This window comes from Lacinutrix sp. 5H-3-7-4 (assembly GCF_000211855.2).
Classification (GTDB): Bacteria; Bacteroidota; Bacteroidia; order Flavobacteriales; family Flavobacteriaceae; genus Lacinutrix.
This window is the reverse complement of sequence record NC_015638.1, coordinates 2,574,821-2,590,594: the sequence shown is the minus strand read 5'-3', so window position 1 is coordinate 2,590,594 and position 15,774 is coordinate 2,574,821. Positions and strand designations below refer to the sequence as shown.

Genomic DNA, 15,774 nt, shown 5'->3' with positions numbered 1-15,774 from the left:
AAATTTAAATACATGGATATCAACTTCAACAAAAACGAAGATTATAATAAATTACTAGTTTCAGATTTACGTAATCGCTTTGCAAAAGTTAAACTTGGTGGTGGCCAAAAAAGAATAGATAAGCATCACGAAAAAGGAAAATTAACTGCTAGAGAACGTATTGATTACTTATTAGACAGTAAGCGTAAAAGTATTGAAATTGGAGCTTTTGTAGGTGATGGTATGTACGAAGAACACGGCGGATGCCCATCTGGTGGTGTTGTTGTAAAAATAGGATATGTAAGTGGTAAGCAATGCATAGTAGTTGCCAATGATGCTACAGTAAAAGCTGGAGCCTGGTTTCCTATTACCGGTAAAAAGAATTTACGTGCTCAAGAAATTGCAATAGAAAACAAACTACCTATTATTTATTTAGTAGATAGTGCTGGTGTGTATTTACCATTACAAGATGAAATATTTCCAGATAAAGAACATTTTGGAAGAATTTTTAGAAATAATGCAGTAATGAGTAGTATGGGCATTACACAAATTGCCGCTGTTATGGGAAGTTGTGTTGCTGGTGGCGCTTACTTACCTATAATGAGTGACGAAGCTTTGATTGTTGATAAAACAGGAAGTATTTTTCTTGCTGGTAGCTATTTGGTTAAAGCTGCTATTGGAGAAACTATAGATAACGAAACACTTGGTGGTGCTACAACTCACTGTGAGATTTCTGGTGTTACAGATTATAAAGCTAAGGATGATAAGGATGCTTTAGATACTATTAAAAGATTAATAGATAAAATTGGAGATCACGATACTGCAGGTTTTAATAGAGTTGAAGCTAAAAAACCTAAAGAGAATCCTGAAGACATTTACGGTATTTTACCTAAATCAAGAGCCGACCAATATGACATGCTTGAAATTATTTCAAGATTGGTAGATAATGGCGAATATGATGAATATAAAAAAGGCTATGGCCAAACTATTATTACAGCTTATGCAAGAATAGATGGTTGGGCAGTTGGTATTGTTGCAAATCAAAGAAAATTAGTAAAAACTAAAAAAGGAGAAATGCAATTTGGTGGTGTAATTTATAACGATAGCGCAGATAAAGCTACTCGTTTTATTGCTAATTGTAACCAGAAAAAAATACCATTAGTATTCCTACAAGATGTTACCGGCTTTATGGTTGGTAGTAAAAGTGAACATGGTGGTATTATAAAAGATGGTGCCAAAATGGTAAATGCAGTAAGTAATAGTGTGGTACCAAAATTTACAATTGTTGTTGGTAATAGTTACGGTGCAGGAAACTACGCAATGTGTGGTAAAGCATACGACCCAAGGTTAATTGCTGCATGGCCAAGTGCAGAATTGGCTGTTATGAGTGGTAATAGTGCTGCAAAGGTTTTATTACAAATTGAAAAAGCTTCTTTACTAAAAAAAGGCGAAGAAATTACACCTGAAAAGGAAGAAGAGTTATTCTCTAAAATAAAAGATAGATATGACAATCAAGTCTCTCCATATTATGCTGCTTCACGTTTATGGACAGATGCTATAATAGATCCATTAGATACAAGAACCTGGATTTCTATGGGTATTGAGGCTGCTAATCATGCTCCTATAGAGAAACCTTTTAATATGGGTGTTTTACAGGTTTAATATTATGAAAAAGAAATCTAAATCACCAGTTTTTATAATCTTGTTACTTATACTAGCTGGTGAGGCAGTTTTTATATTACCTTTTGTTATTGTAAGGATCTTTAGAACAACGTTTCTAGAGGCTTTTAATATAAGTCAAACCGAACTAGGAAGTTGCTTTTCAGTTTACGGTTTGGTTGCATTTTTTTCTTATTTATTTGGCGGACCAATTGCAGATAAATTTAAACCACATACACTTATGTTTGTGGCTTTATTACTAACAGCACTTGGAGGCTTTTACCTTTCTACATATCCAGATTTAGTTAACCTTCATATTTTATATGGTTTTTGGGGTTTTACTACTATTTTTTTGTTTTGGGCTGCAATGATTAAAGCTACTAGAATTTGGGGAGGAACACAAAAACAAGGCCTCGCTTTTGGCTTTTTAGATGGTGGACGTGGACTTGTTGCCGCCTTGTTTGGTTCAGTTGGTGTTTATGTTTTTTCCTTGTTTATTTCTACAGATATTGAAATTACTTCTATAGCAGAGCGACGCTTAGCGTTTAAACAAGTTATAATTTATTTTTCTGTAGCTGTTGTTCTCGTTTCTTTATTAGTGTTTTTTCTATTACGAAAATTACCTAATAACATTTCTAACAAAAACTTTAATCAGCCAACTTTAAAAAACATTAAACAAGTATTAAAATTTAAAGCCATTTGGCTTTTAATGATTATTATACTTTGTGCTTATTTTAGTTATAAAATGACAGATTTATTTAGTCAATATGCAGAAGATGTTATGAAATATAATAAAATTGAAGCTGCAAAAGTTGGTACTTACTTATTGTATTTAAGACCTCTAATTGGTGTGATAATAGGCTTACTTGCCGATAGAACCAGAGCATCTTTATGGATTGTAATTGGTTTTATTTTAATGCTATTAACAAGCGCGCTTTTTGCTAGCGGAATAATTAATGAAAATCTTACATTACTCTTCGTACTCTCAATTGGCACAATGGCTTTAGGCGTATATTCTGCTAGAGTTTTATATTTTGCTGCTTTTGAAGAAAGTAAAATTCCTATTGCAATTACAGGTACTGCCGTTGGTGTCGTTTCTATTATAGGCTACACACCAGATATATTTGCAGGACCATTAATGGGCTATTTTTTAGATAAAAACCCAGGAGCTTTGGGATTAAGACATGTTTTTGCTATTATGAGTGGTTTTTCGTTGGTTGGTACGTTAGCTTCGGTTTTATTTTATAAACATTGTAAAAAAAGCATTTAAAAATTAAATGCTTTTTTTACTGTGCCTTTTTATATACTTTGAGAAGATTTTACTAACCTAATAAACTCTGCTCTATAACCATCTTCATCTTCACCTCTACCTTGTTTTGCAAGTTTTATAACAGTGTCTAAATTTGAATTATTATCAAATTGAGATTCTCTTAATTGCATACCAAATAAAGCCACTGCCGATGCAAACTTCATATCTACTGATGCTTCTGTTGTTTTGTCTGTAGCTACGTGTACCATTTCTATACTAGTATCTTCATCTGGTTTTTTATATCTAAACTTTACTGTTAATAATTCATTAGAATATTGCTTCTGCTCTACTGTTTTTGTATATTTTAATTGTGTTTCTCCTTTTATATATTTGCTTTCAACACCAACCGGGATTACTTCATATAAAGCAGTAACCTTGTGACCACTACCTAATTCTCCAGCATCTTTAGTATCATCTATAAAATCTTCATTAGCTAATAATCTATTTTCATACCCTATTAATCTATAAGCCTGAACTTTTGTAGGATTAAATTCTACTTGAATTTTAACGTCTTTTGCTATAGTAAATAGTGTACCGCCAAACTCTTTTCCAAAAATTAATTTTGCTTCTTGCATAGTATCAATATAAGCGTGGTTACCATTACCTTTATCTGCTAAAGTTTCTAATTTATCATCTTTATAATTCCCGTAACCAAAGCCTAAAACAGATAAAAATACGCCAGATTTTCTTTTTTCAATAATTAAATCTTCCATTGCCTGATTACTAGATGCTCCAACATTAAAATCACCATCTGTAGCTAAAATCACTCTATTATTTCCGTTTTTATTAAAATTTTCTTCAGCTAATTTATAAGCTAGATTTATTCCAGCTCCACCAGCTGTAGAACCACCAGATTGTAATTTATTTAAAGCCTTTAAAATTTTCTTTTTATCTTTTCCTGAGGTTGGCTCTAAAACAACGCCTGCTGCTCCAGCATATACTACAATAGATACTTTGTCTTTATCTCTTAATTGATCTACTAATAGCTTAAAAGCAGATTTTAATAATTTTAATTCGTGACTCATAGAGCCAGAAACATCTATTAAAAAAGTAAGGTTTGCAGCTGGAAGCTCTTTATTCTCATAGGTTTTACCTTGTAGTCCTATTTTAACAAGTTTGGTTTGGTTGTTCCATGGCGTTTGTGCTACTTCGGTATGAATAGCAAAAGGATGTTCATCTTTTGGTTGTGAATAATTATAATTAAAATAATTAATCATTTCTTCAATTTTAACAGCATCTGCCGGAATATGCTGTGCATTATTTATCATGCGTCTAACATTACTATATGATGCTTTATCAACGTCTATAGAAAATGTAGATAATGCAGATGTATTTGTTAATTTAAATTTATTTTCATGAATTTTAGTATACGATTCGTTAGCTATTTTATGCACATCTGGCATTGTAAAGTTTCCTTTTTTTGTACTTACTAAAATAACACCGTTTGCACCTCTATTGCCATAAATAGCTGTTGCTCCAGCATCTTTTAATATTTTAATTTCTTTTACTTTTTTAGCTTTTAGTTTTCTTAAATCTTCTTGTGTTGATGGTTTGCCATCTATAATAACTAAAGGTTCTATTTTTCCGTTTGTTGATGTATTACCTCTTAAAACAATAGAAGAATTTTCTTTATTTATTCGAGTTTTTGTAGCTTTTTTTATTTTAACACCTGAAACGCTACCTTGAAGTGTTCTTACTACATTGTTTTTGTTTGCAACTAATTGCGCGGCAGAAGTTGGTTTGGTTCGCCTTCTACTTTTATTAGAATATGCCATTACAACAACTTCATCTAAACTACTTTTATCTGGTTGCATAGAAAAACTAATTGTAGAATACTCACCAACAGTACGTTCTTCTCTTACATAACCAATAAAGCTGTATAACAAAATATTACCTGCTGTTGCATTAATAGTATATTTTCCTTCAAAATTTGTTTGTGTACCATTTGTGGTACCTTTTTCAACTATTGTAACTCCAGGAAGCGGTATTCCTGTTTCGTCTGTAATTATACCAGAAATTGTTTTTTGTTGTGCTTGTAATTGCATTACAAAAATGCTTACAAATAGAAAATTTAAAATGTATTTCATGATGCTATGGTTTTAAAGTTTATAATAAAACTATAACCAAAGCTTGTTTTAAAAAATACCCAATGAGTAAACAGTTACTTTTAATGAGTAAACCCTACTTTTTTAATAATTGTAATGTTTTTATACGCTGAATTTTTCCAGAAGCGGTTTCGGCAAAAGCATCTAAATAGTATATGTATTTTGGTTTTTTATAAGGTTCTAAATCATTAAATACTGAAGAAATAATAGAATCCTTTTGTCCTTCAACAACTAAAATTATACGGTTTCCTAAAGTTTTATCTTCTTCTGAAGCTATAAAAAAACGATTACTAATTTTAGATTGTAAAGCATTTTCAATTTGTTCTGGAAATACTTTTATACCTCCAGAATTTATAACATTGTCAAACCTACCTAACCACTCGAAAGTCTGTTTTGTATGGAGTTTTACTACATCGTTTGTAATTACTTTTTCCGAAGAAAGCAAAGGTGCTTCAATTTCTAAGCAATTATTTTCATTTTGAGAAATAGTAACTTCTGGTAACGTTTTAAATACGCCCGAAGCCTGTTGCGCTTCAAAATTATTTAATTGCTTTAAAGCTATATGAGATACCGTTTCTGTCATCCCATAAGTTTCAAAAACAGTTGTTTTTAAATCTTGTAGTGTTTTTGTTAATGCTGTTGATACTTTTGCTCCTCCAACAATTAAGGTTTTTATATTATCTACAGAATATAAATTGCTTTGCAATTGTAACGGCACCATTGCTGCAAAATCATACGTTTTAGATTTATCTATTATTAATTTAGATTTGGGTTCTATACTATCTATTTCTAAACCAATTATTAGCGCTCTAACTAACATCATTTTGCCAGCAATATAGTGCGTTGGTAAACATAAAAGTGCTTTATCTCCTGGTTTTAAATTAAAAAAATCTCTAGTAGCAATTGCAGAATTAATCATGCGCTGTTTGCTAATAGTTATTGTTTTAGGTTTTCCTGTAGAGCCAGATGTTTTAAGTGTTATTGTTTCTTTTTTATCTAACCAATTTAAAAGAAACGTTCCTATATCTTTTTTATATAAAACATCACCTTTTAAAAATGTTTCGCTTAGCGTTTTTAATGTTTGAGCGTTGTAATGCTTCCCATTAAATTTAAAATGCTCGTGTGTTTTATAATACTCTGGCACCACTTTAATCTAGAATTTTATAGTTTTCTTTTGGTGGTTCTATTACTTTTCCAAAAAGTTTTTCTTTCCAATTAGTCCATTTATAAAGACGACTAAATATTAGAATTAAAATTGGAAAAATTATAAATACAGGTAATATTAAATCTAAAAAACCAAGTTCTGGTTCTGCAACATCTTTAAATATAGAATGTGTTTGAAAAGCTGTCCAATTTGCTGTTACCAATAATGCTGTAAATAAATTATTGGCAGCATGAAAACCTAAAGCAAGTTCCATACCTTCATCCATAAGTGTTATAATACCTAAAAATAATCCTGTACCAATGTAGTAGACCATAATAGAGTAACCTAATTTTTCTACCTCAGGATTTGCAATGTGTAACATACCAAATATAACAGAAGTTAAAATTAATGGCACCCATTTGTTTTTTGCTATAACACCTAAACCTTGCATTAAATAGCCTCTAAATAAATACTCCTCAAAACTGGTTTGAAAAGGAATTAGTATAATTGCGATTACTGCTAAAATTAAAAATCTATTTAACTCAAAATTATTTAAATAACTATCTGGAGATAAAAAGTAATCTAAAAGTACCATTCCAGAAGATAGTATTCCCCAAAAAAAGAAAGCAAACCAAATACGTTTCCAATCTATTTTTTTTCTTGCTGTAGTTAGAGATGTTATAGTTTGAGCGTGTAAAAATTTCACAGCTAATAATAGAAAAATTAATCCGCCAGCAAATGGTAATAAAATAAATACCAGATTTGTATTAGCATCAAAAAGACTTAATAGATAATTAGTATCATCTAATCTTGCTAAATCTACGTTTGCTTCCATTTTTTTCACAAAAATGGCTGCTAAATGTGGAAGCGAAAATATAAATACACCAATTACAGCGATAATTATTCCTAATAAGTAACGCCACCATTCGTGCATTACTTTATATGCTTGAGCTATATACATAAATTATAAATTAAAATTCCAAGGTAAATTTGGATTGTATTGCAATGTACCATTTTTTACTTGTAATGGCGAATCAAAATTATTTGTAAATAAACTGCCAGTACCTAAGCCTTGTGGCATTGTTGTGTTTTTTTTGTAAGTATATTGTGCTATTGCATTTAAACCTACATTACTTTCAAGAGCACTTGTAATCCACCAATTTATATTATTATTTTCTGCCAATTCAATCCATTGGTCTGTACCGTTAAAACCACCAATAAAACTAGGTTTTAAAATAATATATTGAGGTTTTATAGTTTGTAATAATTGTTTTTTATCGTGTTTAGAAAATACACCTATTAACTCTTCATCTAAAGCAATTGGTAAAGGTGTTTGTTCGCAAAGCTTAGCCATTTCATCAAACTGTTTTACAGCTATTGGTTGCTCTATAGAATGAAGATTATACTGTGATAGTTGCTTTAATTTTTCTAATGCTTCGGTTGGTTTAAAAGCACCATTAGCATCTACTCTTAACTCTATATCGCTTTCGCGGAAATGCTTTCTAATATCTTTTAATATTTCTAATTCTGTATTAAAATCTATAGCACCAATTTTAAGCTTAATACAATTAAAACCAGATTCAATTTTGTTTTTAATTTGGTCTTTCATAAACGCTTTTGTACCCATCCAAATTAGTCCATTAATGTTTATTGCTGCTTGACCTTGGGTAAAAGCTGAAGGATAAAGTATAAATTTATCTTGAGCCTTTAAAGATTTAAAAGCCATTTCTAAACCTATTTGTATACTAGGAAATGCTGTATTTTTTTCTAATAAATACTCTAAACCTTTATCTATATTTTTACAAGTATACTCTAATTGTTGCTGGTAGTCTGGCCTATCGTCTATAGATAAACCTCTAAGTATACCACACTCGCCAATACCGGTATTTTCTTCGGTTTTTATTATTATAAACCAAGTTTCTTTGGTTTTTAAAATACCTCGTGATGTACCGCTTGGCATTTTAAAATTTAAAATATGTTTATGGTAAACTGCTTTCATATTTTATAGTAAATGTCCAGCACCAAGTAAAAGTGCTAATAAGACTGTAGACAGTGCTAGTTTTTTTAATTCTGGATCAAAATCTACAGGATTTGTAATTGCTTTTACTCTTTTTAAATGTAAAAACAATGGAATGTATGCTATAAAAAATATTAGATTAAATGGTGAAACATAATATAAAACACCAAATAATAAAGATGCGACTATGCCTCCTAAAATTAAAAAATAATGGTAATTTTTAGCTTTTTCAAATCCTAGTTTTACTGCTAGTGTGATTTTATTAGATTTTAAATCTCCAATAGCATCTCTCATATTATTTAAATTTAATACGCCTGCACTTAATAAACCTATTGTTATTGCAGGAAGTATGGTAACATGATCAAACTGCTTAGCAAAAAGCACGTAACATCCAATAACACTAAGCAAGCCAAAAAATATAAATACATAAATATCTCCAAGACCTTTATAACCAAAAGCATTGTTACCCATTGTGTATTTCATTGCTGCTCTAACAGATAGGAATGCAAAAAAGAAAAACAAAAACGATAATAACAAATGTTTTACTCCAAAAGCAGTAAAAATTAAAAAGATAGTTAGAACAATACATATTAAAATGTTTAATCTAATAGCATGAAACATTTCATATTGTGTAATTTTACCACTTTGTATTGCTCTGGTTGGTCCAACTCTATCTTGGTCGTTATCTGTACCTTTTTCAAAATCACCATAATCGTTAGCAAGATTAGATAGTATTTGATAACTTATAGTTGCTGCTATTGCTAGTGTAAATATTAAAGCATCAAAAACACCATTATATTCTGCTAAACTTCCTGCTACAATTATACCCGAAATGGAAAGCGGTAAGGTTCTAAGCCTTATTGCTGATAACCAAATTGAAATATTTTTCATCTGGCTTAATTATGGAATCCATTGTTTTGGAAAGTTAGGTTTACGTTTTTCTAAAAACGCATCTCTACCTTCTTTTGCTTCATCTGTCATGTAAGCTAAACGTGTTGCTTCTCCTGCAAACACTTGTTGCCCTACCATACCGTCATCTGTTAAATTCATTGCAAATTTTAGCATTTTAATAGATGTTGGTGATTTCTCTAAAATCTCCTGAGCCCATTGGTATGCTGTATTTTCTAACTCATCATGAGGTATTACGGCATTTACCATACCCATTTCGTAAGCTTCTTGAGCGTTATAATTTCTTCCTAAGAAAAAGATTTCTCTTGCCTTTTTTTGACCTACCATTTTTGCTAAGTATGCAGAACCATAACCACCATCAAAACTAGTAACATCTGCATCTGTTTGCTTAAAAATAGCATGTTCTTTACTTGCTAAAGTTAAATCGCAAACCACATGCAAACTGTGACCACCACCAACAGCCCAACCTGGAACAACAGCAATTACAGCTTTTGGCATAAAACGAATAAGTCTTTGAACTTCTAATATATTTAATCTATGGTAACCATCTTCACCAACATATCCTTGATGTCCTCTAGCTTTTTGATCTCCTCCAGAACAAAATGAGTATATTCCATCTTTACTTGAAGGACCTTCTGCCGATAGTAATACTACGCCTATGCTAGTGTCTTCTTGTGCATCGTAAAATGCATCGTATAGTTCTTTTGTTGTTTTTGGTCTAAATGCATTTCTTACATCAGGTCTGTTAAATGCTATTCTTGCTACACCATTGGATTTTTTATAGGTTATGTCTTCATAATCTTTAACCTTAGTCCATTTTATTTCGCTCATATTGTGTTTTATATTAATCGGCATTAAAAATACATAATTTAGTATGTTTAGTACTAATTTTACTATTATAATTATGTAGTATCTATATAGATATTATAAAATGTAAAAATATACAACTAGAATAAACACCTACAAAACAGACTGTTAAACTGATTTTTTAGCATTTTAACTATAGATTATCTTTTTATGACTTTAAAACACGCTAATAATAGCTAACAAAAATATATTTGTAGTGTTATTAATTATTCTATAAACTATTAAAAATAAATACTTTATACACATTTGTGAAAAAATTTTAAATACACAGAAATTGTAATTACTTTTGCAACTTTTTTAAAATTTTAAATCTTTATTATAAAATAAAGTTTATAAAAATATTATTTACCCGAACTAGATAACCTACATGAGCTGTTAGATTTTTATTAAAATCTAATTTTAAATCTAGCAGCTTTTTTTTATTGTCTAATAAATTTATTACAAAAGTGAACCCAAAAAACTCTATTATATACTCTGATTTAAGCTCTAAAATTATTGAACGTTTTGAGCATAGTGTTGGTATGTTATATTTTCTTGAAGATGCAGTTGTATCTGAAATACATGATGGTGAGCATTTAAATATAGATAATAGCAAATTACTAATTGATGCTATAAACTTATATTTTAGAGAAGATCCTTATGGTTATATATCCAACAGAGTTAATGACTTCTCTGTTTCGCCATTAGATTTACACTACTTTAAAGAGAAATTAAAAAGTGCGCGATCTTATTGTACAGTTACTTATAACAGTTACAAAAGAAATGCTATTAAAATTGAAGAGCTTTTTTTTAAAACTAATAAAAAAGACTTTGACTCATTAACAGAGGCTTATAATTGGACTAAGTCACAATGCGTTTTAAAGTAATAACTAATAAAACTATTTATATCCCTTAATTTAATAAAAAAACTGTTCTCTAAACTAATAGAAAACAGTTTTTTTTATTGTTATATATGGTTATTAATTTAACCTAATACCTTCTTTTTCTATAGTGATTTGCTTTTGCTTATAAAGTGTACCAATAGCTTTTTTAAAATTCTTTTTACTCATTTCTAGAGTCTCTTTTATTGCTTCTGGCGAAGACTTATCATGTAATGGTAAATAGCCACTATTATCTTCTAAGGTTTCTAGTATTTTTTTAGCATTAGGTTCTATATTTCTATATCCTATTTCTCCTAAAGCAATATCTAATTTATTTCCAGGTCTAATTTTTTTAACTATACCGTCTAGTCTATCTCCTACACTAATTTCCTGAAAAATATTATCCTTATAAATTAATCCTGTGTGTTTACCATTTACAATAACATTCATCCCTATATCACTTGGATGTGAGACTATTAAATCTACCTTATCAAACTCTGCTACTGTTAATACTGTATTATCTAAAAACCTATTGGTCTTACTTGATGCTACAAGTCTTTCGGTTTTTTCGTCTAAATAACAGTGTACTAAATACCAACCACCTTTTTTCATTTTAAAGGCTTGTTCTTTAAATGGGCAAAATAATTCTTTTACCATTCCCCAATCTAAAAAAGCACCATAATCGTTAACTGCATTACAACGTAAAACAGCAAAATCACCTCTTGTTATATATGGCTCGTCTGTTACTGCTACTAAACGTTCATCATTATCTAAGTAAATAAATACTTCTACATCATCTCCAACTTTAAAAACATCTTCCACATAACGATTAGGCAGTAACACCTCGTTACCATCTTCGTCTCCAAGAAATAATCCTGGCTCTGTATCTCTTAAAACTTCTAAAGTATTGTATTCTCCTATATTAATCATTTTGCAAAAGTACTAATATTAAAAATCAAATTAGATTTTTTTTAATCTATAAAATTTGAAATTTAAATATAAAAAAAACGCTATAATATGAGTTACAGCGTTTTTAATATTTTATAAAGATAATTCTATTTGTAAACAGACTCTTTTTTAAAATGCTTAGCTAGTAAATAATAAATTACAGCTCTATACTTAGTCTTGTTAGATCGACCGTAAGTTTCTATTACAGAATCTATAGCTTTATCTAAATCATCACTATCACTTAAGCCTAATTTTTTTATTAGAAAATTATTTTTAACAGTAGCTAATTCTTTTTCATCAGACCCAGAAACTGTTGCAGCATCTCTGTTATAAATTGAAGGACCACAACCAATTGTAACTTTAGTTAAAAAATCCATATCGGGATTTACACCACATTTGTCTTTAAGATCTGCAGCATATTTAGTAATAAGGTCGTCTCTTTTACTCATAATTTTAGTTTTAAGTTGTTTTAAATTCCTTTAAATATACAATTTTTTTAAACCAAAATTTTTAACGCAAGAATAAATTATCGACCATATATCGATAAAAGGAAAAAACTTTCGCTAACTTACTTTATTTCATTAAAATAATTAAGTAGTATCGTATCATTAATTTTACTTGGAGTAAAGACTTCTAGTAACTTAGGCTTATTACTTTTTAAATAAAATTGAGTTAAATTTTGAGTTAATTCTATTTCACTATTAGCTTGTACATATTCAAAATCATACATGCTACATAATTGCTTAGCTGTTAGATTATGTTTGGTTTCAAAAAATTCATCAAAATTACTGGTGTTTTTATGTCCTGGTAGTATTCTAAAAATACCGCCACCACTATTATTAATTACAATAATTCTAAAATTTTTAGGTATATATTTATTCCACAGTGCATTACTATCGTAAAAAAAACTTAAATCTCCTGTTATAAATACTGTTTGTTCTTGTGCTATGGCTGCTGTACCTATTGCAGTACTTGTACTACCATCTATACCACTGGTTCCTCTATTACAAAATACTTTTATGGTCTTATTTAAGTCGAAAAGCTGCGTGTACCTAATTGCTGAGCTGTTACCAACTTGTAAAATTGAATTATCTGGAATTGTACTTAATAATTGATTAAAAACCTGAAAATCTGAAAATGGAATTGCTTCCATATATGTTTTATGTTTTTTTCTTCGGTTATTAAATTGTGCTAACCAATATGGATTGTAGTCACTTTTAACTGTGGTTGTATTCTCTAAAAACTTAGAAAAAAATCTATTTACCGAAGTTTTAAATACTTTGTCAAGTACAAAAAAAGTATCGTTTGCATTGTGTTCTCCTACATGCCAATGGTGTTTGGGTTTAAATTCTCTTAAAAGTTTTTTTATTTTTTTTGAGACTACTAAACCTCCAAAAGTAAGTACTATTTCTGGTTGTAATTTTTTAAAATCATCTTGATTAAAAGCTCCTATTAACTTATCTATTCCTGGAATAAACTTATCGTGATGAATGTTTGAAGTCGTTTCTGTAAGTACCAAAACACTATCATCTTCTGCTAAATTATCAAGGTGTTTTTGCGCTACACTGTCTGGCTGATTTACACCTACCAAAACTAATTTTCGTTTAGAAGCTTTCCAAATTGTTTTGAAAGCTTCTAAATTTTCTATTTCTAAATTACTTTCTTTAATAGGCATTAGCTGTGGTGACACAGTTAGCTCTTCTACAATATCGTATAATGGCTCATTAAACGGGATATTTACATGTACTGGGCCATTTTTAGATATAGATATATTTAATGCTGTATTAATCTCCTTTTCATTATAATTTTGAATGGTCTCCTGTAATTCTAGATATTTTTCTATTTTATTTTCAATACTTTTAATTATTGGTAAGTTATCTTTTTCAAGCTTGTTTTCTTCATTTAAATCCTGCTTTAAATTTGCCGAATATAAAATATGATTTTTAAAAACATGTTCTTGATTTATAGTTTGTCCATCACCAATGCCTATTAAATGTTTAGGTCTATCGGCACTTAAAACGACTAAAGGAATATTACTATAAAAAGCTTCTGCAACGGCAGGATAATAATTTAAAAGTGCACTACCAGATGTACATACAACTGCAACAGGCTGTTGTATTTGCTGTGCAATACCCATAGCAAAAAAAGCGGCACAACGCTCATCTACAACACTATAACATTTAAAAAATGTGTGGTAAGTAAAACCAATAGTTAATGGTGCATTACGGCTACCTGGAGATAATACAATATGTTGTATGTTTTTAGCTTTTAAAAGCTGAACAACGGTTTGTGCGAGTGGTATTTTTGGGTATTTCATCTAACTACAAAAATACAATATTCACTATTTTAAACCATATTAAAACAGCACCTTTTTCATGGTTTGAGTTTTGTTAACTGTTTCTTCCCATTCTTTTTCTGGAATAGAGTCTTTGGTAATTCCGCCACCAACATAAATAGTAGCATTTACATCTGTAAGTTGCATACAACGTAAGTTTACAAACAAGTTAGAAACTTTTTTTATAGAGGTATAAGCATTATTTTCTACGTTACGCCTATTGTTATTTCTTGATTTTTTTTCGGTTGTATTTAATTCTCCTAAAAAACCAGTATAAAATTCTCGATTGTAGTTTTCATGCTGCAAAATAAATTGCTTTGCTGGTTCTTTTGGTAAACCACAAACTGCAGGAGTAGGATGTAATGCGCTTAATATTGTTTTTAAGTTTGAATTTAAAATACCGGAAATTTTAGTTCTTAAATGTAATAAATTTCCTGCCTTAATTGTTTCTACATTAGCTACGCTAAAATTAGTTACAGAAGTTTTTAAATTTTCTACTATAAAATTTGTTACTAATTGCTGTTCTTCAATTTCTTTAGCTTCCCATTTTGGGTTTTTATCGCCTTTAAATTTTTGTGTTCCTGCTAAAGCCATTGTTGTAAATCTATTTCCTGTTACTGTTAACAATGTTTCTGGTGTTGCACCAAGCCACAACCCTATTTTAGGATGATACCAACAGTAAACAAAAGCTTTTGGATATGTGTTTAATAATCTTGAAAATAATGTAATTGCATTTTTTTCTTTAAGTGGAATTATTTTTTTTCTTGAAACTACAACTTTTTTTAAAATACCAGATTCTATACTTTGCAGACTTTTAAAAACTAAATTTTCATGATTGTTTTTTGCTTCATGATCTATAGTATTCTCTAAGTCTTTATTACTAACGTCTTCTTCCTTTGTTTTAAAATTTGTTTCTAAGGTTTGAGACTTGCTTTCAGGAATTAAAATAGTTTCCTTTTCACTATCAAAAGGAGAAAACACAAAACCACTTTCTATTAGATCTATAGACTTATAAATAGCATCATCTTCTTGAAAAAGCCCTTTTACTATTGCTGCATTAGGCTTTTTGTATAATACAAATGGTAAGGCTTCATTAAAATGATTTTGGGCAATTTCAAAAAAATCTTTGTCTAACATTTTCAAGAGTTTTTATATTTCCGCGAAAGCGAAAATCTACTTTTTTTTAGGCAATGATATTGTTGATAATCTACAAATAGAGATTAAATTATCGGCTTCATCTGTTACACGAATATCTAACAATTGTGTTGTGCGCCCTTTATGTAAAAAGGTTGCTTTTGCATAAACAAAACCTTCTTTTATACTTTTTAAATGATTTGCAGTGATTTCTAAACCACGTACAAACATTTTTTCTGTATCTATAAAAATATGCGACGCAAAACTACCAACACTTTCTGCTAAAGCTGCTGTTGCTCCACCGTGTAATACGCCGTCTGGTTGATGTACTCGTGGTGTTACTGGCATTCTTGCTATTAAAAAGTTATCTCCAAAATCTACCATTTCAATGCTTAAAGTTTCCATTAAGGTATTTTTGCTGGCAATGTTTGCTTTTGCTAGTATTTCGTCTTTAGATAAGTTCATCTATTTACTGTATTTTTACAACTCCAAAAATACGAAACATAAG

14 protein-coding genes are annotated in these 15,774 nt (G+C 29.8%); 3 read left to right on the top strand and 11 right to left on the bottom strand.

Annotated elements, in window-relative coordinates; genetic code table 11:
• Positions 1 to 12 precede the first annotated feature (12 nt).
• Entirely contained in the window at positions 13 to 1,641 is a 1,629-nt protein-coding gene (locus tag LACAL_RS11655; RefSeq protein WP_013870942.1) for an acyl-CoA carboxylase subunit beta, read from the top strand.
• Between the two features lie 4 nt (positions 1,642 to 1,645).
• Complete coding sequence (locus LACAL_RS11650; RefSeq protein ID WP_013870941.1) at positions 1,646 to 2,908, top strand: nitrate/nitrite transporter; 1,263 nt, start codon at positions 1,646 to 1,648, stop codon at positions 2,906 to 2,908.
• A 29-nt stretch (positions 2,909 to 2,937) separates the two neighbouring features.
• On the opposite strand, the gene LACAL_RS11645 is transcribed toward LACAL_RS11650, so the two are convergent.
• The 6 genes from LACAL_RS11645 to LACAL_RS11620 all read right to left on the bottom strand — a co-directional run bounded on the left by LACAL_RS11645 (position 2,938) and on the right by LACAL_RS11620 (position 9,953).
• Positions 2,938 to 5,034, bottom strand: a complete 2,097-nt coding sequence (locus tag LACAL_RS11645; protein WP_013870940.1) for a VWA domain-containing protein — start codon at positions 5,032 to 5,034, stop codon at positions 2,938 to 2,940.
• Positions 5,035 to 5,128: 94 nt separating this feature from the next.
• Positions 5,129 to 6,196: an AMP-binding protein gene (locus LACAL_RS11640; protein ID WP_371200052.1), complete on the bottom strand. Its 1,068-nt coding sequence runs from the start codon at positions 6,194 to 6,196 to the stop codon at positions 5,129 to 5,131.
• Between the two features lie 4 nt (positions 6,197 to 6,200).
• Positions 6,201 to 7,157, bottom strand: coding sequence for a CPBP family intramembrane glutamic endopeptidase (locus LACAL_RS11635; protein WP_013870938.1), 957 nt, complete (start codon positions 7,155 to 7,157; stop codon positions 6,201 to 6,203).
• A 3-nt stretch (positions 7,158 to 7,160) separates the two neighbouring features.
• Positions 7,161 to 8,195: an o-succinylbenzoate synthase gene (locus LACAL_RS11630; protein ID WP_013870937.1), complete on the bottom strand. Its 1,035-nt coding sequence runs from the start codon at positions 8,193 to 8,195 to the stop codon at positions 7,161 to 7,163.
• 3 nt (positions 8,196 to 8,198) lie between these two features.
• Positions 8,199 to 9,104: a 1,4-dihydroxy-2-naphthoate octaprenyltransferase gene (gene menA, locus LACAL_RS11625; protein ID WP_013870936.1), complete on the bottom strand. Its 906-nt coding sequence runs from the start codon at positions 9,102 to 9,104 to the stop codon at positions 8,199 to 8,201.
• A 9-nt stretch (positions 9,105 to 9,113) separates the two neighbouring features.
• Positions 9,114 to 9,953 (bottom strand): 1,4-dihydroxy-2-naphthoyl-CoA synthase, encoded by an 840-nt coding sequence (locus LACAL_RS11620; protein WP_013870935.1) that lies wholly within the window; start codon positions 9,951 to 9,953, stop codon positions 9,114 to 9,116.
• A gap of 458 nt (positions 9,954 to 10,411) precedes the next feature.
• Between LACAL_RS11620 and LACAL_RS11615 the strand changes: the two genes are divergently transcribed.
• Positions 10,412 to 10,855, top strand: a complete 444-nt coding sequence (locus LACAL_RS11615) for a hypothetical protein (protein ID WP_013870934.1) — start codon at positions 10,412 to 10,414, stop codon at positions 10,853 to 10,855.
• A 93-nt stretch (positions 10,856 to 10,948) separates the two neighbouring features.
• Here the strand turns inward: LACAL_RS11615 and LACAL_RS11610 are convergent, their stop codons facing one another.
• From LACAL_RS11610 to LACAL_RS11590, 5 genes are all read right to left on the bottom strand, one after another.
• A complete protein-coding gene (locus tag LACAL_RS11610; RefSeq protein ID WP_013870933.1) occupies positions 10,949 to 11,779 on the bottom strand; it encodes a S1 RNA-binding domain-containing protein in 831 nt (276 codons plus the stop codon).
• A 125-nt stretch (positions 11,780 to 11,904) separates the two neighbouring features.
• A complete protein-coding gene (locus LACAL_RS11605; protein WP_013870932.1) occupies positions 11,905 to 12,246 on the bottom strand; it encodes a DUF2853 family protein in 342 nt (113 codons plus the stop codon).
• A 119-nt stretch (positions 12,247 to 12,365) separates the two neighbouring features.
• Entirely contained in the window at positions 12,366 to 14,114 is a 1,749-nt protein-coding gene (gene menD, locus LACAL_RS11600; RefSeq protein WP_013870931.1) for a 2-succinyl-5-enolpyruvyl-6-hydroxy-3-cyclohexene-1-carboxylate synthase, read from the bottom strand.
• 39 nt (positions 14,115 to 14,153) lie between these two features.
• A complete protein-coding gene (locus LACAL_RS11595; protein ID WP_013870930.1) occupies positions 14,154 to 15,269 on the bottom strand; it encodes a chorismate-binding protein in 1,116 nt (371 codons plus the stop codon).
• Positions 15,270 to 15,305: 36 nt separating this feature from the next.
• Positions 15,306 to 15,731, bottom strand: a complete 426-nt coding sequence (locus tag LACAL_RS11590) for a PaaI family thioesterase (protein ID WP_013870929.1) — start codon at positions 15,729 to 15,731, stop codon at positions 15,306 to 15,308.
• Positions 15,732 to 15,774: the final 43 nt, after the last annotated feature.

What these genes read in the sequence shown, in the direction of transcription:
- LACAL_RS11650 (WP_013870941.1), top strand. Translation starts at nt 1,646, where the DNA reads ATGAAAAAGAAATCTAAATCACCAGTTTTTATAATCTTGTTACTTATA.
- LACAL_RS11595 (WP_013870930.1), bottom strand. Translation starts at nt 15,269, where the DNA reads ATGTTAGACAAAGATTTTTTTGAAATTGCCCAAAATCATTTTAATGAA.
- LACAL_RS11630 (WP_013870937.1), bottom strand. Translation starts at nt 8,195, where the DNA reads ATGAAAGCAGTTTACCATAAACATATTTTAAATTTTAAAATGCCAAGC.
- LACAL_RS11590 (WP_013870929.1), bottom strand. Translation starts at nt 15,731, where the DNA reads ATGAACTTATCTAAAGACGAAATACTAGCAAAAGCAAACATTGCCAGC.
- LACAL_RS11635 (WP_013870938.1), bottom strand. Translation starts at nt 7,157, where the DNA reads ATGTATATAGCTCAAGCATATAAAGTAATGCACGAATGGTGGCGTTAC.
- LACAL_RS11610 (WP_013870933.1), bottom strand. Translation starts at nt 11,779, where the DNA reads ATGATTAATATAGGAGAATACAATACTTTAGAAGTTTTAAGAGATACA.
- menD (WP_013870931.1), bottom strand. Translation starts at nt 14,114, where the DNA reads ATGAAATACCCAAAAATACCACTCGCACAAACCGTTGTTCAGCTTTTA.
- LACAL_RS11620 (WP_013870935.1), bottom strand. Translation starts at nt 9,953, where the DNA reads ATGAGCGAAATAAAATGGACTAAGGTTAAAGATTATGAAGACATAACC.
- LACAL_RS11605 (WP_013870932.1), bottom strand. Translation starts at nt 12,246, where the DNA reads ATGAGTAAAAGAGACGACCTTATTACTAAATATGCTGCAGATCTTAAA.
- menA (WP_013870936.1), bottom strand. Translation starts at nt 9,104, where the DNA reads ATGAAAAATATTTCAATTTGGTTATCAGCAATAAGGCTTAGAACCTTA.
- LACAL_RS11655 (WP_013870942.1), top strand. Translation starts at nt 13, where the DNA reads ATGGATATCAACTTCAACAAAAACGAAGATTATAATAAATTACTAGTT.
- LACAL_RS11645 (WP_013870940.1), bottom strand. Translation starts at nt 5,034, where the DNA reads ATGAAATACATTTTAAATTTTCTATTTGTAAGCATTTTTGTAATGCAA.